Origin of the sequence: Citrobacter arsenatis (assembly GCF_004353845.1) — a bacterium.
GTDB classification, from domain to species: Bacteria; Pseudomonadota; Gammaproteobacteria; order Enterobacterales; family Enterobacteriaceae; genus Citrobacter; species Citrobacter arsenatis.
The window spans coordinates 1,483,526-1,509,076 of record NZ_CP037864.1 but is presented as its reverse complement, the minus strand read 5'-3'; the positions used below and the strand labels follow the sequence as shown (position 1 = coordinate 1,509,076).

Genomic DNA, 25,551 nt, shown 5'->3' with positions numbered 1-25,551 from the left:
TACATTTTGTTTCTATAACATCTTTTCTGAATTTAACAACCTGACAACCATGCAAACCCGAAGTATCACTGAGTATTTACATTGCATTGTTAACTAGATCACTTCATTTACCTGTTAACCCTGCAATTTCATTTTACTTTGCCGGGTGACCTCACCCCATCACCGCAGTGCCTAAACGGCAGGTGCAACAGCGTCGTCCCTGCTCATCAAAGATGACGATTTCCCAGCTTTGATTTTGACGCCCGAGGTGCAGCGGCTGACAAACGCCGCGCACTTTGCCCTGCGCAACCGCCCGATGGTGCGTGGCGTTCAGCTCCGTCCCCACCACGCACTGCCCGTCGCGGGTCATCAGATAACCCGCCATCGAACCCAACGTTTCCGCCAGCGCCGCCGACGCGCCGCCATGCAGCAGGCCAAACGGCTGATGCGTACGGTTATCTACAGGCATTTCAGCTTCCAGCACATCATCACCCAGTCGGGTATAAACCATGCCCAGATGCGCCACCATCGTGTTCTGACTGGTGGCATTCAGTTCATCCAGCGTTAAATGACGTTTCCAGATCATCGTCATGCCCCCAGCGTAGAGCCGCCGTCCACCACGATATCCTGCAGCGTAATGTGGCTCGCCAGATCGGAGGCAAGGAATAAAATGGTGTTGGTGATTTCCTGCGGACGGGCGATTTTCCCCAGCGGAATACCGAGCTTAAACTGCTCACCAAACCCACGAATGCGCTGCTGTTCCGCATCATCGCTGACCCACAACGTACGCTGCATGTCGGTGTCGGTCGAGCCAGGCGACACCACGTTACAGCGCACACCGCTGCCTGCCAGTTCAAGCCCAACGGTCAGCGCCAGGCTTTTCAGCGCGGCTTTTGACGCCCCATAAGCGCTCATGCCGATGCGCGGCGTGTGCGCCGCGTCCGACGCGACGGTCACGATCGCCCCGCCCTGCTGGCGACGAAATTGCGCCATCGTCTGCTGAAACAGATTGAACGCCCCCCCCACGTTAACCGCAAACGTCTGCTGCCACTCCTCAACGCTCAGCGCATCTGTGGCCCCCATACGCAAAATGCCTGCGGCATTGACCAACACATCCAGCCGCTCGCGCGCTTGAAGGACGCGCTGGCACACCTCAGCCACCTGTCCGGCATTCGCCACATCCAGCACTTCGGTCGCAAACGGGTAGTTATCCTGAGGAAATTCACGATCGAATCCTGTCACCTCAGCCCCAGCATTCGCAAACGCCAGCGCCGTGGTGTAGCCAATCCCTTTTCCCGCCCCGGTTACCCAGACGGTTTTCCCTGTAAAATCAAATCCGACCATTACTTCACCTCGCGGGAGAGCAGCGCCCACCAGGCATCAATGGTCGGGTTTTTCGCCAGCATCACGAAATCAATGTCGCCATGAACTTTACGCCAGCGCGCCGCCAACGCCATCATGCGCACGGAGTCCAGCCCGTAGTCGATCAGGTTTTCGTCATCCATCGGCTCTTCGGACTCATCCAGCAGCGGCAGAATAACGCTGCGCAACGCATCTTTACTGGCCGGAACCGGTGTCGGTAATAATTCCTGCGTCATCACCACGCGCCCGGAGCGTCCCGCCACGTATTTCAGCGACATCAGGTGTTCGTCACGGCTAAAGTCCGCCAGCGCATCGGCAACCATAAACGGTTTGATATCACGCATGAAAGCGTCCGTTGCGGTGGTCATACAGCCAATATGCGCATACACGCCGGTGATGATCAGTTGATTACGTCCGGTCTCTTTAAGCATCTGTTCCAGCGGGGAACGATGAAATGCGCTGTAACGCCATTTCACCAGAATGGTATCTGCTTCATCCGGGGCCAACGCCTCAACGATTTTTTGCTGTTCCGGCGAACGCGTCAGGCCCGGTCCCCACATATCATTGAGCAGAGCGCGGTCTTCATCGCTCTGTTCTTTCGGCTGGGCGGTGTAATACACCGGAATATTATGCGCTTTACAGTACTGACGCAGTGCGGCGATGTTGGCGACGACCTGCTCCATCATCGGGCAGTTATCACCCCAAAAGCCGATAAAATAATCCTGCATGTCGTGGATCAGCAGCGCGGCGCGTTCAGGGTCAAACGCCCAGTCGACCTTGTTCACCGGAACATCAAGCGCCGTTGGTAACGCATAAGCCTGCAGTTTAGGAATTGCCATCTCTTTTTCTCCTTCAGGCCAGTGAACGTGATGCCAGCCACTGACGTAATTGTTTTTTATCCACTTTCCCAACCGGGGTCAGTGGTAATGACTCAACGCACTCCACGCGGTCAGGTAATTTGAATTCCGCCACGCCCTGATCGCGCAGGAAACGACGCACCTGCACCGCGCGTAGCGGCTCTTTCACCACCAGCCAGGCACAGCTTTTCTCGCCCATCAGTTCATCATCCATACTGACCAGCGCAGCATGGATCACCATGGGGTGGCGCAGCAGCAGGTTTTCAATCTCTTCAGCGGCGATCTTCTCCCCACCGCGGTTGATCTGATCTTTTTCGCGTCCCTGAACGGTGATGTAACCATCCGGATCGATGGAGATCAGATCGCCGGAACAGTAAAAACCGTTGGCGTCAAAGGCGCTGGCATTGTGCTCTGGACTTTTGAAGTAGCCGCGGAAGGTGTACGGGCCACGCGTCATCAGGCGTCCGGTCACTCCCTGCGCCAAAGGGTTACCGTCAGCGTCTGCCACCCAGACTTCATCATCGGGACACATCGGGCGGCCCTGGGTATTGATGATGCGCTCAGGGCTATCATCCAGACGGGTGTAGTTCACCAGCCCTTCCGCCATGCCGAAGACCTGCTGCAACTGACAGCCAATCTCCGCCGGAATACGCGCCGCAAGCGAGGCAGAAAGTCGCGCCCCACCGACCTGTAGCAGCGTCAGCGAAGCCAACTGGCCCTTGCTTCCCCACTCAGCAATAGCCTGCAGCCACAGGCTCACAGCAGGCGGCACCAGCGCCGTGACGTTCACCTGATGCTGTTCTATCAGCGGGAAACACAGAGTGGCGCTCGGGTCAGCCGCCAGCACCACGGTACCGCCGGCCAGGAATACGCCCAGCGCCCCAGGCGAACTCATGGCGTAGTTATGCGCCGCCGGGATCGCGCACAGATAACGTGTTTCCCCGGTGAAGCGGCAAATCTCATTGCTGCGGCGCACGCTGTAGTAGTAATCGTTATGGGTGCGAGGGATGAGCTTTGGCGTCCCGGTCGTCCCGCCGGAAAGCTGGAAGTACGCCACCTCATCAGCGGGCGACGGCGTGGCGGTAAAATCAGTCGCAGGTTGGCTTATCGCCGTTTGTAGATTGTGTTCACTTTCATCATTACGCAGTTGCACCACGCGCACTGAATTGTGTTCAGCCACAAAAGCGTTAAGAAAATCGTCCCCGCTAAACAGCGCATGTTGGCGATCGGCAATCAACAGCGCCGGTTCAATCTGTTTGGCATAGGCGTTAAGCTCATTACGCTGATGGCTGAATAGCGCCAGCACCGGGGCAACGCCCAGCTTGAGCAGCGCAAAGAAGGTGATATACAACTCAGCCACATTGCCCAGTTGCACCAGCGCGGTTTCGCCAGGTTTGATTCCCTGACGACGCAGACTGCAGGCGAGATTGTCAGCGGTCTGATTCAGTTGGCGATAGCTCAGATGACGTTCACCATCAATTACCGCCGTATGGTCGCTGTCGGCGTGACGGGTCAAAATGTCGGTCAGCGGCAAATCCTGCCAGTAACCTTTTTCACGATAGCGGCGGGCAAAATCTTCCGGCCAGCGGGTGAAAGGAATACTCATAATCGCTCCTTAGAGCCTGTCAATAAGGCGTATATTGTTGCAGCCAGTTTGGACACGGACAGCGCGGAGCAACCGGAGCGTACTTGTAGTACGTGAGGATTGTGAGCACTGCCCAGGGTCAAACTGGCAAATAAAATAGCCTGATGCACAAGGCGCTTAATGCAGTCCAAAAACATTCAACATCGTGGAGAGCTTGGCCCCCGTTTCACGCCATTCCGCCACCGGGGAAGAGGCCGGTACAATTCCTGCTCCGGCAAAAAAACGTACCTGATTGCGCAGCAGCTTCGCGCAGCGGATCGTCACCACCCACTCGCCGTTACCTTCGGCATCACACCAGCCGACGATGCCACCGAACAGTTCGCGATCGAACGGCTCCAGCTCGGCGATAAGCTTGCGCGCAACCTGATGTGGGAAGCCGCTCAGCGCAGGCGTCGGGTGCAGCAGACATGCCAGCGTCAGGGCGTTTTCCTGCGCGTTGGCTTTACCTTCAAACGGTGTACCGAGGTGCCAGAGCGTAGGCGTGGTAACCAGTTGCGGAGAAGAAGGCAGTTGCAGTTCACGGCTGCGATCGCGCAGAACGTTTTTCATCGCCTGCGTCACCAGTTCGTGCTCATGGCGATCCTTCTCAGACGCCAGCAGGCGGATCCCCGCCTCACGGTCCAGCACGTCATCCGGTTGACGGCGCGCGGAACCGGCCAAAGGCAGCGAGCTAAAACGATCGCCCTCTTTGCGCAACAGCAGTTCCGGGCTGGCGCCAATCAATACGCCGTCGTCTTCAAGAGGCACGTGGAAGTTGTAGCTCGCCGGATTTTGCGCCACCAGACGCTCCAGCAGCGCCCCGCTGTCAATATTGGCATCAGCGGTGATATCGATCAGGCGTGACAACACCACTTTGTCGACTTCCGGAGTAGCTGTCAGCGCAGCCGCCCGGGCGACCATATCTTCAAAGAAGTCCTGTTCCGGGATCGATTGACGTTCAACAACGTTCAGCGACTGATGCGCGTTAAAGTAGCGTGATGATTGCTGCTTTGCCGTGCGAGAGAAGCTCTGCCACGATTGGGGAATAAACAGCGATGATGGCTGGCGGGTGTCAAAAGGAATCGCCCCTACCATGATGGGGTTAGCGATGCCCTGCGATTTGGCATCCGCAAACAGTGCGTGCATTTTTTGTTGGAATGGGCTGTCTGGCGAATCACCATCAATTGCCGGTTCCGCATAGCGGGCGAAGCATCCTGACGTCGTAAAACTACGGTACGGCGACATAAAGAAAAAACTGTCGGGAGCGAGCGTCGGCATAGTCTGCGTTTTTTCCTCGGCCAGTGACGTATCCATATCATCCTCCAAAAATGATAAAGGCTCTAATAATGATTATCATTTATATTTTCGGTCGCTAACCTAAAAGTAAAGCGGCGGTATGTCAACTCTTGTGGCAGCACAATGTGCGACTTTGGCTTGCATCCTTGCCCGCTAACAATGAAAATGAGAAGCATTACTTATACTGATAACAGGAAGCTGATTCGTGAGTCTCCCCTCTTTTTGCCGCACCGTGCTCTTACTGGCAGGTTTGTCTATTTCAGGAATTTCTTCAGGTCATGCCGCCGACTGGCCGCGTCAGGTTACCGACAGTCGTGGCACGCATACGCTGGAACATAAGCCGCAGCGCATTGTCTCCACCAGCGTCACCCTTACCGGCTCGCTGCTGGCGATTGATGCCCCGGTCATCGCCAGCGGTGCCACTACGCCTAACAATCGCATCGGCGATGCGCAGGGCTTTTTACGCCAGTGGAGCGACGTGGCAAAAGAACGCAAACTGAGCCGCCTGTATATCGGCGAACCAAGCGCTGAGGCCGTAGCGGCACAAATGCCGGATCTGATTCTGATAAGCGCCACCGGGGGGGATTCAGCCCTGGCGCTTTACGATCAGCTGTCTACCATTGCGCCAACGCTCATCATTAATTACGACGACAAAAGCTGGCAGTCGCTGCTGACCCAGTTAGGTGAAATTACCGGTCAGGAACAACAGGCGGCATCCCGTATTGCCGAGTTTGATAAGCAACTGCAGGCGGTTAAGCAACGCATCACCCTGCCGCCGCAGCCGGTCAGCGCGCTGGTGTATACCGCTGCGGCGCATAGCGCCAACCTGTGGACGCCTGAGTCAGCACAGGGCAAACTGATGAAGCAGTTAGGATTCACGCTGGCAACACTGCCTGCCAACTTGCACACCAGCCAGAGTCAGGGCAAACGCCACGATATTATCCAGCTTGGCGGTGAAAACCTGGCGGCTGGCCTGAACGGCGAAGCGCTGTTCCTGTTTGCTGGTGACAGCAAAGATGCTGACGCCATTTATGCCAATCCGCTTCTGGCACATCTGCCAGCCGTGCAAAATAAACGCGTTTACGCCCTGGGTACGGAAACCTTCCGTCTCGACTACTACAGCGCGACGCTGCTGCTGCAACGTCTGTCGGATCTCTTTTAATAGTCAGTGCCGGATGCGGCTCACGCCTTATCCGGCCTACAACCGTAGAGCACAACGCGATCAGACATTCACGGGCACTTGTCGGAATCGACGCACTTCTCCTAACAACAGCAGCAGTAGCAAACCGACGATCACCAGCCCAAACCCACTCACGCTTGCCGAAGCAACTGGCGTCATCATCGCGCCAAGACCGCCTAACAGCGCTGCGCCAATCGCATCACCGGTAACGTTCTGCGCCGTCCACAAACCGTTAATTCGCCCAAGCATCGCTTCCGGCGTCTGCGTCTGTAACAGGGTGTACTGCAACAAAGAGCTGACCGCACTCAACCAGCCGAACAGCGCCAGGCAGACAACCCCAAGCTGCCAGATGGGCATCAAGCCAAACAAACCGATAGCCAGGAACGACGCCACGGTTGATGCCAGCATGATCAGTCCCGGACGAACGCTGTGCGCCAACTGTCCGCTGGTCAATGCCCCCACCGCCGCGCCAAGAGGAATGGCGGCATACAGCAGACCAATTTGCGCGCTCGACATGTGCCAGTTAATCGCCAACGCCGGATACAGCACGCGCACGGCGCTCGCCATAGTCAGCAGACCGCCGAGCAGTGCAATGCCGCCAATTAACGGGCTGGCGAGCAGAAAGCGGAATGCTGCCAGCAGCGATTTCAGCGGATGCTCACGCGGCTGTGGCGGAGGCGGCAATGTGGGAAGACTCAACAACGGCAGCAAGGTAATGAAAGTTCCCGCCGCCGCCAGCCCGTAGTTCCAGGCCACGCCGCCGGTCGCGAGCAGCACCCCGCCCAGCATCGGCGAAATTACCGACCCCAGGCGTACCGTCAGCATGGTAATTGCCCCGGCCTGCATCAAATTCTCGCGCCCAACCAGCGCCGGCGTTGCCGCCAGCAAAGCGGTTACGCCCAACGAGGCAAAGAAACCGTCCCATAAGCCAAGCAGATAAATCGCCAGTAACGACGGTTCGGGCAGTAGCGCATTCAGGCACAAACCAATAAAGCCGATACCGCAGGTTCCACGCGCCAGCAGGATCACTTTTTTTCGCTCATAGCGGTCGGCCAAAACTCCGCCCACCATCAGGCCAATAAACATCGCGCTACCGGTCAACGTCACCGACAGCCCTACCTGCCATGTCGACTGGGTCATCATCTGGATCTGTACCGGAACCGCCACGCCGAGTAGTCCTAGAGAGACTATGGAAATAAAACGGGCGAGGAAGACGGCGCGAAATGCAGGGTGGGTCTTTAACAGGCTGAGATTGAGCAGCCAGGATTGTCGATTCATTACAGAGCCTTACCAGGTACTTTTTCAATATCCATTCGATGGCTGCACATGCTAACATATCCAAATAAGATCGATAACGATAATTACTATCATTATCAGGGAAGTTGATATGTCATGCTCTGTCTCCGCGACACGCGCCTTCGCCGTGCCCGGACTATTGTTATTCCTTGTTCTCACTACGGTATTAAGTCTGGTTATTGGCGCGAAATCGCTACCTGCCTCCGTGGTGCTGGATGCGCTCACCGGCAGTTGTCAAAGCGCAGATTGCACCATCGTGCTGGACGCGCGACTGCCGCGCACGCTGGCAGGGCTGCTCGCAGGTGGTGCGCTGGGCCTGGCTGGCGCACTCATGCAAACGCTCACGCGAAACCCTCTCGCCGATCCCGGTATTCTGGGCGTCAACGCCGGCGCCAGCTTCGCTATTGTGCTGGGAGCCGCGCTGTTCGGCTTTTCCTCTGCGCAAGAGCAACTGCTGATGGCCTTTTGTGGAGCGCTGGTCGCATCACTGATTGTGGCATTTACCGGCAGCCAGGGCGGCGGACAGTTAAGCCCGGTACGTCTGACGCTGGCGGGCGTTGCGCTGGGCGCGGTGCTGGAAGGCTTATCTACCGGCATCGCCCTGCTCAACCCGGACGTTTACGATCAACTGCGTTTCTGGCAGGCCGGTTCACTGGATATCCGCAGCCTGCAAACGCTGAAGGTGGTACTGATACCGGTACTGATTGCTGCGGCTGTCGCGCTGTTCCTCAGCCGCGCACTGAATAGTCTGAGCCTCGGCAGCGACACCGCTACCGCACTTGGCAGTAAAGTTGCGCGCACGCAGTTTATTGGCCTGCTGGTGATTACCGTACTGTGCGGCAGTGCGACCGCGATTGTCGGCCCTATCGCCTTTATCGGCCTGATGATGCCGCATATGGCACGCTGGTTGGTGGGGGCGGATCACCGCTGGTCCCTGCCCGTTACCCTGCTGGCAACCCCCTCTCTGCTACTGATTGCCGATATCATTGGTCGCCTGATTGTCCCCGGCGAGCTGCGCGTTTCGGTGGTCAGCGCATTTATCGGCGCACCGGTGCTTATCTTTCTGGTTCGCCGTAAATCGCGCGGAGGTGGCGCATGATGCATCTCTCCCGCCGCCTGATAATCAGCAGCCTGCTGCTGGTTGCAGGTTGTCTCGCCGTTGGCTTATGGAGTTTGCGCAGCGGCGTCGTTACGCTGGAAACCCAGCAAATTATTGCCGCCCTGCTCGGCGATGCGCCGCGTAGTATTACGCTGGTGGTGACCGAATGGCGTTTACCACGCGTGCTGATGGCGCTATTGATTGGCGCGGCGCTCGGCGTGAGCGGCGCAATATTCCAATCGCTGATGCGCAACCCGCTGGGCAGCCCGGATGTGATGGGTTTCAATACCGGGGCCTGGAGCGGTGTGCTGGTGGCAATGGTGCTGTTCGGACAACATCTTACCGCCATCGCGCTGGCAGCTATGCTGGGTGGGATCCTGACCTCTTTGGTGGTGTGGGCGCTCGCCTGGCGCAATGGTATCGACACCTTCCGGCTGATTATTATCGGTATTGGCATACGCGCCATGCTGGTGGCGTTCAACACCTGGCTACTGCTGAAGGCATCGTTAGAAACCGCGCTGACGGCCGGACTGTGGAACGCCGGATCGCTCAATGGCCTGACCTGGGCCAAGACCTGGCCTTCTGCCCCGCTGATTATCATCATGCTGGTGTGCGCCACGCTGCTGGTGCGCCGGATGCGTTTACTGGAAATGGGTGATGACAGCGCCTGCGCGCTTGGTGTCAGCGTCGAACGTTCGCGTCTGATGATGATGCTGGTTGCGGTTGCACTGACCGCAGCCGCCACCGCGCTGGCAGGACCTATCTCGTTTATTGCCCTTGTCGCCCCGCACATCGCGCGGCGGATAAGCGGCACATCGCGCTGGGGATTAACCCTGTCGGCGCTGTGCGGCGCGTTGCTGCTGCTGATGGCGGATTTATGCGCCCAACAGCTGTTTATGCCTTATCAGCTTCCGGTGGGCGTTGTCACCGTAAGCCTCGGCGGTATTTATCTTATCGTCTTGTTAATTCAGGAGTCCCGCAAAAAATGATCGAATCAGTAGCCCGTTTGCGTGGCGACCAGTTAACGCTGGGTTATGGCAAATTTACCGTGGCGGAAAACCTCAATGTGTCGATTCCCGACGGTCATTTCACCGCAATTATCGGGCCAAACGGCTGCGGGAAATCAACGCTACTGCGCACGCTGAGCCGTCTGATGACGCCCGCGCATGGCAAGGTCTGGCTCGACGGCGAGCACATTCAGCACTACGCCAGCAAAGAGGTTGCCCGCAGAATAGGTTTGCTGGCGCAAAACGCCACCACGCCGGGTGATATTACGGTACAGGAGCTGGTTGCCCGTGGGCGCTACCCGCATCAGCCATTGTTTACCCGCTGGCGCAATGAAGATGAAATCGCGGTCTCCAATGCAATGCAGGCAACCGGCATCACACATCTTGCATCTCAAAGTGTCGATACCCTTTCCGGTGGACAACGCCAGCGCGCATGGATTGCGATGGTGCTGGCGCAGGAAACGTCGATTATGCTGCTCGATGAACCCACCACCTGGCTGGATATCAGCCATCAGATCGATCTGCTGGAGCTGCTGAGTGAACTCAACCGGGAGAAAGGCTATACGCTGGCCGCCGTTTTGCATGACCTCAATCAGGCATGCCGCTATGCGACGCATCTGATTGCGCTGCGTGACGGGAAAATTATTGCCGAGGGGGCGCCGAAGGAGATTGTTACCCCACAGCTTATTGAAAAAATCTATGGTCTGCGCTGTATGATTATCGACGATCCGGTCGCCGGAACGCCGCTAGTAGTGCCGCTTGGGCGCAAAAAATAGCAAGATTTACCGTATGGCGGCCTGCTGGCCACCATACGATCATTGATCACACCAGTTGCTGATCAACAAAATTCATTTTTTGCTTACGTGACACCATGGCATAGTTCAACAGAACACCGCCACATGCCACCATTCCCCCCAGCAAAGCTGCCAGAATAACGATCATTGATTTAGCCGGACCATCTTTTTTCACTGGCAGAGACGGTGAAAGTTGATATTTAAACGGCGTAAATTTTACGTCACTCACATTCATCGCCAACAATTGCTCAACGTGATATTGGCGGTTACGTAATTCCCCGTTAATTTCAGCAACATCTGTTACTGACTTTTCTATTTCTAATTTACGCGCGATGCCGTCAGCGCCAAGTGAAATAGAGAAATCAGGGTCATCCTTCACCGCCTGGCCATTGCTGTATACCGGTTTTTTAATCCCGGCCGCATTCGCTATCTCCAGCGAGTAGTTCAGTCGTTGGATATTTGCTTCCAGTTGATTCTTGAGTCTGACGCGATCCATCTCCAGCCTTTCTTTCTCGAAGCTGGTTTTGATGGACAGTTTATTGCGAATATCTTCCAGCGTTTCTTTCACGACAATATCAGAAATATACTGGATATATCCCTTCAGCACAGACTGAGCTTCTTCGGCCTGAGGTGCGGTAAAACTCAGCGTCCATGCGGTATACAGCGAAGTTTCATTCTTCTTGTCACGGTTAGCATCAACGGCGATCATTTTTTGACTGAGCCTGACAATTGCCCGATGCAAATCCATTTCATCGATATCAGCGCCTTTCAATTGATCCATAACGTAAGGTGAAGAACGCAGATACTCTTCTAACAATGAAGGCGACTGAAATTTTTTGATAAACAGGTTAAACACATCACCACGGCTAACGCTAATATCCATATCCAGCACGCGCAATTTGGTCAACGTATTCTCGAGACTCTGCCACTGAACCGGTTCTGCGGGGGTCACGATTGCCTGACTGGTCCATTTTTGCGGAAGCAGGAAAGAAACCAGAATACCTGCGCAGGCAAAGGCGAAAACGGTCGCCACTATTTTTGTCCTGGCGCGCCATAAAATTTCGATAAGATTTACTAAATCAATTTCGTTGGCGTTAACCGTTGGCTGAGGATAAGCAGTAAATTCCGAAACGTTGTCTTGCTTGATATTTAATGATGACATGTTGCGTGACCTGAAAACTTTCCCAAAAGAAAAACACTCCCGTGAGAGAAGTCTACCAGCTAGTCAGAATTATCCGAAACACTCTTTACACATGACGCCCTACCAAAAATTATATTCGGAATTTATCCACCCCTTTAATCCCCACCCAACACCACAAAGAAACAACCCTATAACATATTGTTTACATTACAGGGCTATTCGATCAGCGCATGAACATAATTCACTTAATTACACAGAGTTATTGATCAGCGTATTTATTACAGGCCCTATCGTCTCAAATGAGCCCGGAGAAATAATATCGACATGCGCGCAGTCGTGGCAGTAGACATCCAGACTGGATATCCACGGCGACCAGCTGCGTTCAGGATTGACGCCAGGTATTAAAGTCCGCTCAGCGACAAACAAGGTAGCATGACCCGCAAACGGTACGCTGTGTGCAGTAGTGAGCAAACGAACCGCATCGGCGTAGTTGCCTTCGATAGCGGTAAACAAAGCCTCTGACGCATTCCCCTGTTGCGCAGCCAGAAACGCTTCACGCTCTCGCTCAATCTCCGCAAGTACGGCAGGATCCAACCCATTAGCCTCTTTTTCCTGCCAGTTTTGCGTTTCCGGCGGCCAGGTATCCAGCAGCCCCAGGAATGCAACCGTCTCCCCCCGGGCATGTAAGCGCGCGGCAATCCCCTGCGCCAGCGTTCCCCCCAGCGAGTAACCTAATAAATAGTAGGGACCGTGAGGCTGCTGACTGAGCAAGGTGGCCAGATGATGTTCGCATACTGCATCGAGGTTTTCCGCCGTTTGCATAGGGCCGTCCGGTCGCGGCGACTGAATGCCAATAATCGACCATTGTGGGCTGAGGTAACGCGACAGCACGCTAAACTGCCAGGCAAAGCCCGAAGCAGGATGGAAACAGAACAGCGTTGGGCCGTGACTTTCACGCAGCGGCAGCAGCGTCTCAAATCCCAGACGCTGCGTCTGTTCATCATCATGACTCTCCAGCAACGCGCTCAGTTGTTCAACGGTTGAGGCCACCATGATCTGCCCCGGCGTCACCTGACGTTCAAATACCCGGCTCAACTGCGCCGCCAGCTTCATCGCCAGCAGCGAATGACCACCAAGTGCAAAGAAGTCAGCCTCTACATCATTGACCTCACAACCCAGTAAGGCCGCAAAAGACTGCGCAATGGTAGTTTCCGTCCCTGGATGCGGCGCACGCCCGGACGTTCGCGACGTCAACTGCGGCATGGGTAACGCTTTACGGTCCAGTTTACCGTTCGCGCTAAGCGGTAACTCTGCCAGTTGCAACAATACTGTCGGCACCATATGTGCCGGCAGTTTTTCACGCAGACTTTCCCGTAACGCTGACGTATCCAACGGTAAACCCGATTGCGACACCAGATATCCCACCAGCTGACGCGCATCGCCGCCTGTCGCTGCGGCCTGGTTGAATACGCAGGCGTGGGCGACGGCATGCTCAATGTCAGGCATTTGCTGCATCACCCGGTCAATCTCACCGAGCTCAATACGCTGTCCGCGAATTTTAAGCTGGTCATCGCTGCGCCCAAGGTATTCCACCGCACCATTTTCCAGCCAGCGAGCCACATCCCCGGTACGGTACATGCGTTCGCCGGCGTTAAACGGATCGGCGATAAAGCGACTTGCGCTCAGATCCGGACGGCCCAGATAGCCTTGCGCCAGTTGGATCCCCGTCAGATAGAGGTCACCCGCCACGCCGAAGGGCACCGGGCGCATCATGGCGTCAAGGATGCGTAAACCGGTATTCCATACTGGATAACCAATCGGCACGCTGTTGCCCGTTACGGCGGCGAGTTCATCCCCCCAGGCCGGATACCAGCTCACATCAACCGCGGCCTCAGTTGGTCCGTATAAATTGTGCAGTGGCGCATGGGTCAACTGCTCCCACTCGCGGCATAAATCTGCCGGTAAGGCTTCGCCGCTGCAAAATACCCGTTGCAGCGAGCCGCAACTCTCCCGCGCGGTTTCCGGCGTCAGTGACGCGACAAAGGCGGCCAGCATAGAGGGGACAAAGTGCGTAGTCGTCACGCCATATTGGGCAAAGAACTGCTGCATCGCCAGCGGATCGCGGTGCGCCTCGGGTTCTGCCATTACCAATTTTGCCCCAGCGATAAACGGCCAGAAAAACTCCCACACCGAAACGTCAAAACTGCACGGCGTTTTTTGCGCCACCACATCATCTGCGGTCAGCGGATAGTGATTTTGCATCCACAGCAGACGGTTAACGATGGCGGTTTGCCCAACCATCACCCCTTTTGGTCTGCCGGTAGAACCGGAAGTAAAAATGATATAGGCCGTATGATTGGGTTGAGATAGCGCTAACGGCGCGGCATTGACTATTGGCAGCGGCGCGTTGTAGCACAGACTTTCCAGCCCAGGGATATCGCTAAAGCGCGCCAGTTGTTCGTCAGTCGCGATCAACAATTTTGGCTTCGCGTCTTCGAGCATCATCCGCAGGCGATCGTCAGGGTACCCGGTATCCAACGGCAGCCAGGCGGCTCCCGCCTCAACAATGCCGTGCAATGCCAGCGCCAGGAACACGGAACGCGGTAATGCCACAGCTACGCTGTCGCCTGGGCGGACGCCACGTTCGCACAGAAGCTGCGCCAGCGCCACGACCTGCTGGCGCATTTCGCGATAGCTAAACTGATAACAAGCATCAGCCAACGCCGGAGCATCCGGCGTTTTATCGGCCTGCTGTGCCACCAGCGCGCTCAGCGTAGTGGACGGGATCTCGACGGTAGTATCATTAATCTTCGCCAGCCGCTCATGTTCTGTCGGCAACAGCATCCCGGCGTCGCCGCAGCATAGCGCCGGATTGTCGGCAAACTGCTCGATAAGCCCGATTAAACGCGACGCATGCTGCGCCAGCGTCTCGGCTTCATAACGTTGTTTATTGGCAAGGATTTCAATACTCAGCCCGCCGTTTTCATCCGGAAACAGCGCCAGCTCAAGATCGTTGACCGGACCTGTCGCCAGCGTATGGGTTTGCGCCTGAACGCCGGGAATAGCGAGCTGATAATCGAATATTTTCACGTTTAGCACCGGGCCAAACAGCGGCTCGGCACCGGCTGCACGCCCGCTATCGCGCACAATTTGCTCGGCATCATATCGCTGATGCCGGCGCATTTTCTTCAACTGTCCAGCCAGCCGTTGTGCAAGCGCCGGTAAGCTTTCTGCCGCATCCAGCTTCACGCCAAATGGCAGAACGTTTAAAACAGGTCCGGTGGACGTGAGCGCCGCCGACCCCATGCGCCGCATAAAGATAAACCCGGCGGCATAATCCATTCGGCTACATAAACGTCCCAGCCACAACGCCACCAGCGCAAGGGCCAGATCCGCACGCTGAACGTCAGGCATTCGTGCCGCAAGCCGGCGAAACGCCCCTTCAGGCGCGGTTAGCTTCAGACGGATAATATCCGCGCTGGCAGACCGCCCCGGCAGTGGTTTACTCGACAGCGAAGCCGGAGGTGGCAGTTGCTTTCGCTGCTCGCTCCAAAAAGCGCCGTCGCGTTGCCAGGCCTCGCTTTGACGATACTGTTGATACTCTTCCACCACCTCGGCAAATGGCGTAAAAGGTGATTCTGGCGTGGCCTCGCCATGCAGCCACGCGCGGTATATGGCCGTTATCTGGCGGGTAATGGCCGGGAAACTGAAGCCATCAACCAGCAAATGATGGTAACGCTGATACCAATACCAGCGCTTTTCTCCCACCTGAATGAGCAGGTGAAAAACCAGCGGCTTGTCGCCATCAGCACGTATGTCCTGCTGCAGGTCAGCCTGCATCAACGCACGAGCCGCCTCGTGCGGGTTGGATTTTTCGCGCAGATCGATAATGTCGGGTTGTGCAAAGACGAGCTCAGCATCTACCCATTGCCAGACCTCGCCGTTATCTTCGCTAAACCGCATCCGTAGCGTATCGGCCTGCTCAAGACCCGCCACAACCGCTTTCACCAGCAGCGGTGCGTTCAGTTCACCGGTTAATTCTACGTAGTGCGCCACGCTCCACGCCGAGGGCAACGTGGAGAGTTTTTCCGCCATCCAGATCCCCGGCTGAGCCGCGACTAACGGTAAATGCTGAGTCATTGGGCCTCCTGCACATCGACGTAGTTCGCTGGCGTCAGCGTGGTCCAGTTTGCATCCAGCCATTGCTGGCAGGCTTCCTGGGATTGGGGTTCGCACGCGACCTTCCAGCCTGCAGGAAGTGAGCATTGCTGCGGCCAAAGGCTAAACTGACGTTGGGGATTTTGCAGAATGTAAAACTGACCCTGCGGATTATCGAAGGGGTTACTGAATTCCATACTCAACTCCTGTCGTGGAACATCGTCCGGTTAGATCGTGTCAGTAAGCGGCTGCCAGAGCGTTATTAGCCCTTGCATCAGACCGCCGCGCCAGCAAAGCGCATCGTGTCCACCATCAACCTGACGCCAGAAAATAGACTGTGGTGCAGAGGGTAACTGGGCATATAGCGCCTGATTGGCGCGATAAATAATGGGCTCACGGATCCCGGCTTCCAGGACAATACGCAGCCCCTGAGCGCTTTTCATTCCGCGCTTCAGTTGCTCAATTATCTCCCCGTCCTGATGACCACCGCGATGCGGCCACCAATAGGATCCAGACTGGCTGAGCACGCAGCCAAAGCGCGCGGGCCAGTTCAGCCCGGCATATAACGATGACAACCCACCAAAACTTTGCCCGGCGACCACCGTGCGCTGCGGGTCATCACTAAACGCGGTCGTCGTTTTCACCAGCGGCAAAAGTTCCTCCTGCACCGCCAACCAAAAATCCGCATTGCACGGCAATTCACGGCTACGATGCGCCGTATCGATGGTATCAATCAGGAGATAAACGGCAGGAGGAAGCTGCCCGCGATGCGTAAGTGACGTTAGCGCAGGCCAGACCGGCATACTCTGCGCCCAAAACTGACCGTCCAGCAGGACAGCCAGTGGACGCGTTTCCGGTTGGGCTTCACCAGTGGTAAACACCCACACACGACGCGTATTGCCAAGCCTGGCGCTCTGCCATTGCAGGCAAACTGCGGGTAATTCAGGTTTTTCAGGTCGATCCCATCCGGGCTGTACGGGAGCCTCCGGCATTTCCAACGCCGATACCGCGTGGCCACGACCGCCCTGCCAGCTCTGTGGATTGAGAGGATCAGCGATGGCCTGCGGCAGTAATTGCCGCCATCCTTCACGCAGCACGGTTCGGTCAGGCGTTTCGCCTGGCGCCTGCGCGGCAAAAATATCGTTTCGCTCTGTGGGGATAAAACAGTAACTGCCGCGCCAGTTGGCACTGAGGGAAATACTCCAGCACCAAACATTTGTTCCATCAATGCGTTGCATCGACTGAGGGGTAGCATTTTGATGGTGGTCGGTGACGCCGGTGATATACACCCAAACGCGATGAATGGCTGACACTTTTTCCGTTCCCTGCGGGTCACGCCACCAGAAGGTTACCCGATAATTTCCGTTGTCTTCACGCTCCCACTCCGGGCCTTTTTTTGACTGCCACCACGCCTCGCTTCCCATCTTTAACGTCGTCACCGCCATAACCCCATGTTTATTGTGAAATTTTATGATTTAGCGTGAAATATATTGATAATATTATTGATAACTATTTGCATTTGCAATAGCGTATTGTCGCGCTGTGGGAAGCGCGCACAGTTTTTCACCACTTATAAACCGACCTGGCGCTGCGTACTTTTTCTGGAATGGAGGGTTTACGCGGATGCGGGCGACATCAGGCCAAATGCCGCACCACGGCACATTGGTACACGTGGCTAAAAGAACAGCAGGACATACAATGAACAACAAGATTCATTCACTGGCCTTATTGGTCAATTTAGGGATTTACGGGGTAGCCCTGCCAGCAATGGCAGAAGATCAAACCGATAGCGCCGCTGTCTCTCATGAAGACACCATCGTCGTTACCGCCGCCCAGCAGAATCTGCAGGCGCCGGGCGTTTCAACCATCACCGCAGATGAAATTCGTAAGAATCCCCCCGCCCGCGATGTGTCGGAAATCATCCGTACCATGCCAGGCGTTAACCTGACCGGTAACTCCACCAGCGGTCAGCGCGGCAACAACCGCCAGATCGATATTCGCGGCATGGGGCCAGAAAACACCCTGATTCTGATCGATGGTAAACCGGTTACCAGCCGTAACTCCGTACGTCAGGGCTGGCGCGGCGAGCGTGATACCCGTGGCGATACCGCCTGGGTCCCACCAGAAATGATCGAGCGCATTGAAGTGCTGCGTGGTCCTGCCGCGGCACGCTATGGCAACGGCGCGGCTGGCGGCGTGGTGAATATCATCACCAAAAAAGGCAGCAACGAATGGCACGGTTCCTGGGATACCTATTTCAACGCTCCGGAGCACAAAGATGAAGGTTCGACCAAACGAACCAACTTTAGCCTGAACGGCCCAATGGGCGGGGATTTCAGCTTCCGTCTGTACGGTAATCTCGATAAAACTCAGGCCGACGCGTGGGACATCAACCAGGGCCATCAGTCAGAACGTACCGGCACCTACTCCAACACCTTACCAGCCGGTCGTGAAGGGGTGATCAACAAAGACATTAACGGCGTGGTTCGCTGGGATTTTGCCCCGCTCCAGTCACTGGAACTGGAAGCCGGTTATAGCCGTCAGGGCAACCTGTATGCGGGTGACACCCAAAACACCAACACCAACCAACTGGTGAAAGATAACTACGGCAAAGAGACCAACCGTCTTTACCGTCAGAACTACTCTCTGACCTGGAACGGCGGCTGGGATAACGGCGTCACCACCAGCAACTGGGTGCAGTATGAACACACGCGTAACTCCCGTACGCCGGAAGGTCTGGCAGGGGGTACTGAAGGGATTTTCGACCCGAAGGCATCACAAAAATATGTCGACGCCGACCTGAATGACGTCATGCTGCACAGTGAAATCAGCATTCCGTTAGATCTGCTGGTTAACCAAAATCTGACGCTCGGTACCGAGTGGAACCAGCAACGCATGAAGGATATGTTGTCCAATTCACAGACCTTTATGGGCGGTGATATTCCGGGCTCCAGCAGCACCAATCGTAGCCCGTACTCAGATGCAGAAATTTTCTCTCTGTTTGCTGAGAACAACATGGAACTGACCGACAGCACCATGCTGACGCCGGGTCTGCGTTTCGACCATCACAGCATCGTCGGTGACAACTGGAGTCCGTCCCTGAACCTGTCCCAAGGTCTGGGCGATGATTTCACCCTGAAGATGGGTATTGCACGCGCCTATAAAGCACCAAGCCTGTATCAGCTCAACCCGAACTATATTCTGTACAGCAAAGGCCAGGGTTGCTACGCCACCGGTTCTGCTACCGGTATTGGCTGCTATATGATGGGTAACGATGACCTGAAAGCTGAAACCAGCATCAACAAAGAGATTGGTCTGGAGTTCAAACGTGACGGCTGGCTTGCAGGCGTTACCTGGTTCCGTAACGATTACCGCAACAAAATTGAAGCAGGTACGGTACCGTTCGACAGAACGTCGATCACCAATAAAGGCAAGACGACTTACACCGATATCTATCAGTGGGAAAATATTCCTAAAGCGGTGGTTGAAGGTCTGGAAGGGACGTTGAACGTACCGGTTAGCGAAACCGTTAACTGGACCAACAACATTACCTACATGCTGCAAAGTAAGAATAAAGAGACCGGCGAGCGCTTGTCGATTATTCCTGAGTACACGCTGAACTCAACGCTGAGCTGGCAGGCACGTGAAGATTTGTCGCTGCAGTCAACCTTCACCTGGTACGGCAAACAGCAGCCGAAGAAATACGATTACCAGGGTAAACCGGTAACCGGTAGTTCGGCGAGTGAAGTCAGCCCGTACAGCATCGTCGGCCTGAGCGCGACCTGGGATGTGACGAAAAACGTCAGCCTGACCGGCGGCGTGGATAACGTCTTCGACAAACGTCTGTGGCGTGAAGGTAATGCCCAGACCACGGGCGATATTGTCACCGGGAACTATATGGCGGGCGCAGGCGCGAACACCTATAACGAACCGGGCCGGACGTGGTTCATGAGCGTTAACACGCACTTCTGATAACGTTTACCCTCTCCTCCCTGCGGGGAGAGGGTAATCATAACTATCATGTACACCACGCACACACCGCTCACTTTCGCAGACCACACGCTGCACATTGTTGAGTTCGATCCCGACAGCTTCCATGAGCACGATCTGCTCTGGCTCCCCCACCATACTCAACTCCAGCCTAGCGGGCGTAAGCGTAAAGCTGAGCACTTAGCGGGGCGTATTGCCGCAGTACATGCATTACGTGAATACGGTATCAAAGCTGTGCCTGGCATCGGCGGGCAGCGACAACCGCTGTGGCCACAAACGTTGTTTGGCAGCATCAGCCACAGTGCGTCAACTGCGCTGGCGGTGGTATCGACGCATCCCGTCGGGCTGGATATAGAAGCTATTTTTACGCCACAAACCGCAGTTGAGCTGACTGACGGTATTATCGATAACCGCGAACGATCGATTTTGCATCATGCTGGTCTGCCCTTTCCGCTCGCCTTAACTCTGGCATTCAGCGCCAAGGAGAGCCTGTATAAGACGTTTTCGGAACACACTACGGCGTTACCGGGGTTCGCCAGCGCTAAAGTTAACGCCCTCACCCCAACGCAGATAACCTTGCAAATTCAGCCCTTATTTTCGCAAAGCCTCGCTGGGCAGGAAATTAACGTTCGCTGGTATCAGCGCGATGAAAACGTCATTACCTTTTGCATGAGCAGTACGCCATGCCCGCGCTCCTTTTCTGTCTGAATCGTCAACGGGGAGCGTGCTATACCTGTTGGCACTCTGCCATCGACCTGCGTTGCCGCCCTTTTTCATCGAAGTTGTCGGCAGCCAGCCAACGCTGTAACACGGCGTCACACTGGGGCCATTCGCTATCAATCATCGATAACCAGTCGCTGTCGCGGTTACGCCCCTTACGCACGATCTTCTGGCGAAAACGGCCTTCGAAGATAAACCCAAGACGCTCCGCCGCCCGACGAGAAGCCGTGTTCAGAGAATCACATTTCCACTCCACGCGACGATAGCCCAACGCAAATGCCTGACGCAGCAGTAGCCAGATACTTTCGGTACCGAGTACCGTATTTTTCATGCGCGGTGACCAGGTCACATGACCAATTTCGACCGAACCGTGCTCGCGTTCGATCGCCATAAAGCACACCAGTCCGACGGCACGCCCGGAACGCTGTTCAATAACGGCATAGGGAACCAGAGATGCATCAGTAGATTTCACCTCTACCCAACAAGCTGCGGCCTCAACGCTTGTGGGGCGAGAGCTGGCAAGCCAGGTCCAGTCGCGATCGTCCGGCGCTTGTGCATAGGCATCAAACAGATCGGCAGCATGGCTGTCGGCATCCAGGGGAACCAGTCGACAATATTGCCCGATAAGCGTTTCCCGTGGCAGCACTGCTGCGCCATTCCAGTCCGCCACAACATCGCCGACGGTCTGCCCATAAAGATTTATTTCCGGCACGATTCAACCCCTGTTGCGAAGTAAAAAATAGTTATAACACCGGCCATTTCACCTTCAAAGCGTCGCCAGGAGATTTTGACCACGAACAGAAAATCAGCGGCCCTTCTATACTTATTAAAAATCAACGCTGAAGAGAACCCTATGCCGCTTCCCGATTTTCATGTTTCCGACCCTTTTACGTTAGGCATTGAACTGGAAATGCAGGTGGTCAATCCTCCGGGCTACGACCTGAGCCAGGACTCTTCCCGGCTGATTGATGCCGTAAAGCCTCAACTCACAGCAGGAGAAGTGAAGCACGATATCACGGAAAGTATGCTGGAGATGGCGACCGGGGTTTGTCGCAATATCGACCAGGCGAGTGCTGAATTATCTACCATGCAGCAGGTAATCTCGCGGGTTGCCGCAGAGCATCACCTCGCCATCTGTGGCGGGGGGACTCACCCGTTTCAAAAATGGCAACGTCAGGAAGTCTGCGATGACGAACGCTATCGACGTAACCTGGAAAATTTTGGCTATCTTATCCAGCAGGCGACGGTGTTCGGCCAGCATGTGCATATCGGCTGCGCAAACGGCGACGATGCAATTTACCTCCTGCACGGCCTGTCGCGATTTGTTCCCCATTTTATTGCGCTCTCGGCTGCTTCTCCTTATATGCAGACCTCCGACACGCGGTTTGCCTGCGCACGGCTGAATATTTTCTCCGGATTTCCCGATAATGGCCCGATGCCATGGGTGAATAACTGGCAGGAATTTGTGGGGTTATTCCGTCGGCTGGCTTACACCAGCATGATTGATAGCATTAAAGATTTACACTGGGATATCCGCCCCAGCCCGCACTTTGGCACGGTAGAAGTTCGGGTAATGGATACGCCGCTGACCCTTGAGCATGCGGTCAATATGGCAGGACTTATTCAAGCTACTGCCCACTGGTTACTCACCAAACGCCCGTTCAAACACCAGGAGCGCGATTATCTGCTGTATAAATTTAACCGTTTCCAGGCCTGCCGTTTTGGTATGGCGGGAATCGTCACCGACGTGAATACGGGCGATGGGCATCGCCTGGTGGATGACACGCTACGGCTACTGGAGAATGTTGCCGCCTCTGCGGATAAAGTGGGTGCGACCAGCGCGATTGAAGCCTTACGCCTACAGGTTAAACATGGTCATGACGAAGCACAGAATATGCGTGATTTCGTGGCGGAAGGGGGATCGTTGAGTGGTCTGGTGAAAAAGCATTGTGAGATTTGGGCGGGGTTGTAAACGTGGAATTTGCGTTGTCCGCAGAGATCCCGGACAATGGTTTTTTAACTCAAGTTTAACAATACCATGAAACACCCGCTTGAATCACTGATGACTGTCGCAGGGATCCTGCTACTGGCTTTTTTGTCTTGCCTGCTGCTGCCCGCGCCCTCACTTGGCCTGGTGCTGGCGCAAAAACTCGTCGCCATTTTTCATCTGATGGATCTCAACCAGTTTTATACTTTGCTGTTTTGTCTGTGGTTTTTACTGCTGGGCGTGCTTGAATATTTGCTGCTGCGTTTTATCTGGCGGCGCTGGTTCTCGCTGGCGGATTAGGCCCGCGAGAACCCGTTGCCGTTAATGCGTACGGCTATGATTTTCTTTGCGATAAGCGCCCGGCGGCTGGCTGAACGTACGGGTAAAAATACGCGTAAAGGTCTGCTGCGAATCAAATCCGTATTTCAAACAGATGTCGTACACTTTCTGGTCGGTATCGCGTAGATCACGCGCCGCCAGTAGCAGCTTACGTTCGCGAATGTAACGCCCGAGGCTCTCGCCTTTGTACTGCATAAAAAGACGCTGCAGGTGCCATTTGGAATATCCCGCATGGCGCGCAATATCATCAATGCGCAATGGCTGATTCAAATTATCATCAATCCATTCAACAATCGTATCAATTACCTGAGCAGAAATCGTCATCATGCTCTCCCCTGTGTTCATTGAGTCGCCTGTTGCCACCAGGCCGTAAATGGTTGCTCCGGTTCGGACAGTATTACCGGTTCACCCAGCATTGGCGTCAGCAGTCGGTAATCCTGATGACGGCTGGCAAGTGCCAGTCGTTTATAGGGATCATCCCAGGTATGTTTCGCCAGAACGAAACGGCCGGCATGCCCTGGCAACACGGCTTTCGCATGCAAATCTGCCGCGGCCTGTGCCGTCTCTTCCGGCATCATGTGAATAAACTTCCAGTCCTGGTCATACTGACCGTTCTCCATAATCGCCAGGTCAACCGAGCCAAACTGCTCGCCGATGGCTTTGAAATGCGGTCCATAGCCGGAATCGCCGCTGTAATAAACGTTCTGTTCCGGCGTTTCAAACATGAAACTCGCCCACAGCGTCTGATTACGCTTAATGCCGCGCCCTGAAAAATGACGAGCAGGCAGCACATGAACGATCAGCGAATCCGTCACTCTGACGGACTGATTCCAGTCCCGCTCTTCGATTATCTCGCTGCGCATCCCCCAGTAACGCAGATGCGACCCAACGCCGAGCGGCGTAATCACCCGCTTAATTTTCGGCATTAGCGCCTTGATAGTGGCGAGATCCAGATGGTCATAGTGATCGTGCGAGATAATGAGCAGATCGATCTCCGGCATCGTCTGCGCGGTCCACGGATAATCTCCGGCAAAGGCTTTATTCAGGAATGAAAACGGTGCGGCATAGTTACTAAACACCGGATCGATCAGGATACGTTGACCCGCCAGTTGCAGGTACCACGAGGAGTGGCCCAGCCAGACCAGAGTATCCTGCTGCGGCGCAAGCCCTGCGAGATCGGTCGCCACCAGCGGTAACGGCTGCGCCGGGCGCGCATTTTCACGCTTTGCAACCAGAAACTCCCACCAGGCCGCCAGCATACCTTTGTTGCCGGTATAGCCCGGTGTCGGCACCTGGTTATGAAACTGTCCATCACGATAGTGTGGTGACTGTTCAACCTGACTCAGTTGTGCCCCTTGCGGTGCCTGACCAAATCCGGCATTGAGTACAAACGGTAAACTTGCAGCTGCAGCAATAAGCATAATAACAACCACACAAACTGTGAGACGCTTCATATCCTGACCTTAAACGCGCCCCCTTTCCGCTGGTTTGCGCGACTGACTCTTGATTATGAGTGAGTAAGCACTCATTATAGAAATCGAAAGTTCGCCGTCAAGATGATTTTCAATCTTTGACATTCGCCGTTGCGGTGCAGCAAAGGCCGTGATTCAATCATGTTTTTTACAGACTTAAGGGTAAAGTGTAGTGGCTCGTCCGAAGAGTGAAGACAAAAAACTGGCATTACTGGAAGCTGCAACCACAGCATTTGCACAATCAGGTATTGCGGCGTCTACCGCCGTGATAGCCCGCAATGCAGGAGTTGCGGAGGGAACCTTGTTTCGCTATTTCGCGACCAAAGATGATTTGATCAACGAGCTTTACCTCTTTTTGAAGCAAGACCTCTGTCAGTCGATGATGGCAAATCTGGATCGCTCAGTGACCGATGCCAAAACCATGACTCACTACATCTGGAACAGCTACATTAGCTGGGGCCTGAACCACACCTGCGGGCATCGCACGATTCGCCAGTTGGCCGTCAGCGAGAAAATCAGCAAAGAAACAGAACAACAGGCTGACGATATGTTCCCGGAACTGCGCGATCTTTGTCATCGCTCCGTACGACCCGAGTTTATGTCTGACGAGTATCGCGCCTTTGGCGACGCGTTGTTTCTTTCTCTGGCGGAGACCACCATGGAGTTCGCCGCCCGCGACACGGCCCGCGCAAAAGACTATATATCGATGGGGTTTGAAGCCATGTGGCGCGCACTGACCCGCGAGGAAAAATAATGGACGGCCAGACCCTGCATGCCTGTGCGAAGCGCCTTGCGCTCGAACTGCCTTTTACCGAGCACTGCTGGCCATTCGGCCCGGAATACGACGTCTTCAAGGTCGGCGGCAAAATTTTTATGATTATCCTGGAGCAACATGGACGCCAGATAGTCAATCTAAAAGCAGACCCACAGAAGTCACTGTTAAACCAGCAGATCTACCCCAGCATTAAGCCCGGTTATCACATGAATAAAAAACACTGGATCTCGGTCAACCCTGGCGACGACATTACCGAGTCATTACTGGCAGAACTGGTGAATGATTCATGGCACCGGGTGGTGGATGGCCTGCCCAAACGAGAGCAAAAGCGCCTGCGGCCTGGCTGATTTACCCTCTGTCACTTCCGGATGGCGGCGCTAGCGCCTAATCCGGCCTACATTCAGTACATCACGTAGGCCTGATAAGCAAAGCGCCATCAGGCATTGGTGACTCACATTACTCATGCTTCCGGGCT

At 55.1% G+C, this 25,551-nt stretch carries 23 protein-coding genes; 10 read left to right on the top strand and 13 right to left on the bottom strand.

Annotation, left to right across the window (positions count from 1 at the left end):
• Positions 1-151: 151 nt before the first annotated feature.
• The 5 genes from entH to entC form a co-directional block, all read right to left on the bottom strand.
• Positions 152-565: a proofreading thioesterase EntH gene (entH, locus tag E1B03_RS08145; protein WP_103769007.1), complete on the bottom strand. Its 414-nt coding sequence runs from the start codon at positions 563-565 to the stop codon at positions 152-154.
• Between the two features lie 2 nt (positions 566-567).
• Positions 568-1,323, bottom strand: coding sequence for a 2,3-dihydro-2,3-dihydroxybenzoate dehydrogenase EntA (gene entA / locus E1B03_RS08140; protein WP_103768751.1), 756 nt, complete (start codon positions 1,321-1,323; stop codon positions 568-570).
• Positions 1,323-2,180, bottom strand: a complete 858-nt coding sequence (locus E1B03_RS08135; protein ID WP_103768750.1) for an isochorismatase — start codon at positions 2,178-2,180, stop codon at positions 1,323-1,325. Before E1B03_RS08135 ends, entA begins: the two co-directional genes overlap by 1 nt.
• A gap of 13 nt (positions 2,181-2,193) precedes the next feature.
• Positions 2,194-3,804 carry a (2,3-dihydroxybenzoyl)adenylate synthase EntE gene (entE, locus tag E1B03_RS08130; protein WP_133086028.1) on the bottom strand — a complete coding sequence of 537 codons (1,611 nt, stop codon included), beginning with the start codon at positions 3,802-3,804 and terminating at the stop codon, positions 2,194-2,196.
• A gap of 156 nt (positions 3,805-3,960) precedes the next feature.
• Positions 3,961-5,136 (bottom strand): isochorismate synthase EntC, encoded by a 1,176-nt coding sequence (gene entC, locus E1B03_RS08125; protein ID WP_133086027.1) that lies wholly within the window; start codon positions 5,134-5,136, stop codon positions 3,961-3,963.
• Positions 5,137-5,323: 187 nt separating this feature from the next.
• Here entC and fepB point away from each other — a divergent pair, with 187 nt between their 5' ends.
• Entirely contained in the window at positions 5,324-6,280 is a 957-nt protein-coding gene (gene fepB, locus E1B03_RS08120; protein WP_133086026.1) for a Fe2+-enterobactin ABC transporter substrate-binding protein, read from the top strand.
• Positions 6,281-6,340: 60 nt separating this feature from the next.
• Here fepB and entS read toward each other — a convergent pair whose 3' ends face one another.
• Complete coding sequence (gene entS / locus E1B03_RS08115) at positions 6,341-7,576, bottom strand: enterobactin transporter EntS (protein ID WP_103768745.1); 1,236 nt, start codon at positions 7,574-7,576, stop codon at positions 6,341-6,343.
• A gap of 109 nt (positions 7,577-7,685) precedes the next feature.
• Between entS and fepD the strand changes: the two genes are divergently transcribed.
• Genes fepD through fepC form a run of 3 tightly spaced genes read left to right on the top strand, consistent with a single transcriptional unit; the run spans position 7,686 to position 10,476 of the window.
• Entirely contained in the window at positions 7,686-8,693 is a 1,008-nt protein-coding gene (gene fepD, locus E1B03_RS08110) for a Fe(3+)-siderophore ABC transporter permease (protein WP_133086025.1), read from the top strand.
• Entirely contained in the window at positions 8,690-9,682 is a 993-nt protein-coding gene (gene fepG / locus E1B03_RS08105) for an iron-enterobactin ABC transporter permease (protein WP_165955304.1), read from the top strand. The genes fepD and fepG overlap by 4 nt, the downstream gene beginning before the upstream one ends.
• Positions 9,679-10,476, top strand: coding sequence for an iron-enterobactin ABC transporter ATP-binding protein (gene fepC, locus E1B03_RS08100; RefSeq protein ID WP_103768743.1), 798 nt, complete (start codon positions 9,679-9,681; stop codon positions 10,474-10,476). The genes fepG and fepC overlap by 4 nt, the downstream gene beginning before the upstream one ends.
• Positions 10,477-10,522: 46 nt before the next feature.
• Here fepC and wzz(fepE) read toward each other — a convergent pair whose 3' ends face one another.
• From wzz(fepE) to fes, 4 genes are all read right to left on the bottom strand, one after another.
• On the bottom strand, positions 10,523-11,656 hold the full coding sequence (gene wzz(fepE), locus E1B03_RS08095; RefSeq protein WP_103768742.1) for an LPS O-antigen length regulator Wzz(fepE): 1,134 nt from the start codon (positions 11,654-11,656) through the stop codon (positions 10,523-10,525).
• Positions 11,657-11,884: 228 nt separating this feature from the next.
• A complete protein-coding gene (gene entF, locus E1B03_RS08090; RefSeq protein WP_133086024.1) occupies positions 11,885-15,775 on the bottom strand; it encodes an enterobactin non-ribosomal peptide synthetase EntF in 3,891 nt (1,296 codons plus the stop codon).
• The gene (locus E1B03_RS08085) at positions 15,772-15,990 is read right to left on the bottom strand and encodes an MbtH family protein (protein WP_103768740.1); all 219 of its coding nucleotides are present in this window, start codon (positions 15,988-15,990) and stop codon (positions 15,772-15,774) included. The genes entF and E1B03_RS08085 overlap by 4 nt, the downstream gene beginning before the upstream one ends.
• A 30-nt stretch (positions 15,991-16,020) precedes the next feature.
• Positions 16,021-17,238 carry an enterochelin esterase gene (gene fes / locus E1B03_RS08080; RefSeq protein WP_133086023.1) on the bottom strand — a complete coding sequence of 406 codons (1,218 nt, stop codon included), beginning with the start codon at positions 17,236-17,238 and terminating at the stop codon, positions 16,021-16,023.
• A gap of 253 nt (positions 17,239-17,491) precedes the next feature.
• On the opposite strand from fes, the gene E1B03_RS08070 reads away from it, so the two are divergent.
• Complete coding sequence (locus E1B03_RS08070) at positions 17,492-19,765, top strand: TonB-dependent siderophore receptor (RefSeq protein WP_103768737.1); 2,274 nt, start codon at positions 17,492-17,494, stop codon at positions 19,763-19,765.
• Between the two features lie 48 nt (positions 19,766-19,813).
• Positions 19,814-20,491, top strand: a complete 678-nt coding sequence (gene entD, locus E1B03_RS08065; protein ID WP_133086022.1) for an enterobactin synthase subunit EntD — start codon at positions 19,814-19,816, stop codon at positions 20,489-20,491.
• A 19-nt stretch (positions 20,492-20,510) separates the two neighbouring features.
• Here the strand turns inward: entD and E1B03_RS08060 are convergent, their stop codons facing one another.
• Positions 20,511-21,215, bottom strand: a complete 705-nt coding sequence (locus tag E1B03_RS08060) for a GNAT family N-acetyltransferase (protein ID WP_103768736.1) — start codon at positions 21,213-21,215, stop codon at positions 20,511-20,513.
• Between the two features lie 141 nt (positions 21,216-21,356).
• Here E1B03_RS08060 and E1B03_RS08055 point away from each other — a divergent pair, with 141 nt between their 5' ends.
• Positions 21,357-22,475 (top strand): YbdK family carboxylate-amine ligase, encoded by a 1,119-nt coding sequence (locus E1B03_RS08055; RefSeq protein ID WP_133086021.1) that lies wholly within the window; start codon positions 21,357-21,359, stop codon positions 22,473-22,475.
• A gap of 66 nt (positions 22,476-22,541) precedes the next feature.
• Positions 22,542-22,790 carry a DUF1158 family protein gene (locus tag E1B03_RS08050; RefSeq protein WP_048214732.1) on the top strand — a complete coding sequence of 83 codons (249 nt, stop codon included), beginning with the start codon at positions 22,542-22,544 and terminating at the stop codon, positions 22,788-22,790.
• A 21-nt stretch (positions 22,791-22,811) separates the two neighbouring features.
• On the opposite strand, the gene E1B03_RS08045 is transcribed toward E1B03_RS08050, so the two are convergent.
• Together E1B03_RS08045 and E1B03_RS08040 are read right to left on the bottom strand one after the other, a co-directional pair.
• Positions 22,812-23,153 carry a RamA family antibiotic efflux transcriptional regulator gene (locus tag E1B03_RS08045; protein WP_003021996.1) on the bottom strand — a complete coding sequence of 114 codons (342 nt, stop codon included), beginning with the start codon at positions 23,151-23,153 and terminating at the stop codon, positions 22,812-22,814.
• Positions 23,154-23,170: 17 nt separating this feature from the next.
• Positions 23,171-24,283, bottom strand: a complete 1,113-nt coding sequence (locus tag E1B03_RS08040; protein WP_103768734.1) for an MBL fold metallo-hydrolase — start codon at positions 24,281-24,283, stop codon at positions 23,171-23,173.
• 190 nt (positions 24,284-24,473) lie between these two features.
• On the opposite strand from E1B03_RS08040, the gene E1B03_RS08035 reads away from it, so the two are divergent.
• Both E1B03_RS08035 and E1B03_RS08030 read left to right on the top strand, forming a co-directional pair.
• Positions 24,474-25,055 carry a TetR/AcrR family transcriptional regulator gene (locus E1B03_RS08035; RefSeq protein WP_047412824.1) on the top strand — a complete coding sequence of 194 codons (582 nt, stop codon included), beginning with the start codon at positions 24,474-24,476 and terminating at the stop codon, positions 25,053-25,055.
• Positions 25,055-25,423, top strand: coding sequence for an MmcQ/YjbR family DNA-binding protein (locus tag E1B03_RS08030; protein ID WP_133086020.1), 369 nt, complete (start codon positions 25,055-25,057; stop codon positions 25,421-25,423). The genes E1B03_RS08035 and E1B03_RS08030 overlap by 1 nt, the downstream gene beginning before the upstream one ends.
• The last annotated feature ends 128 nt before the right edge of the window (positions 25,424-25,551 follow it).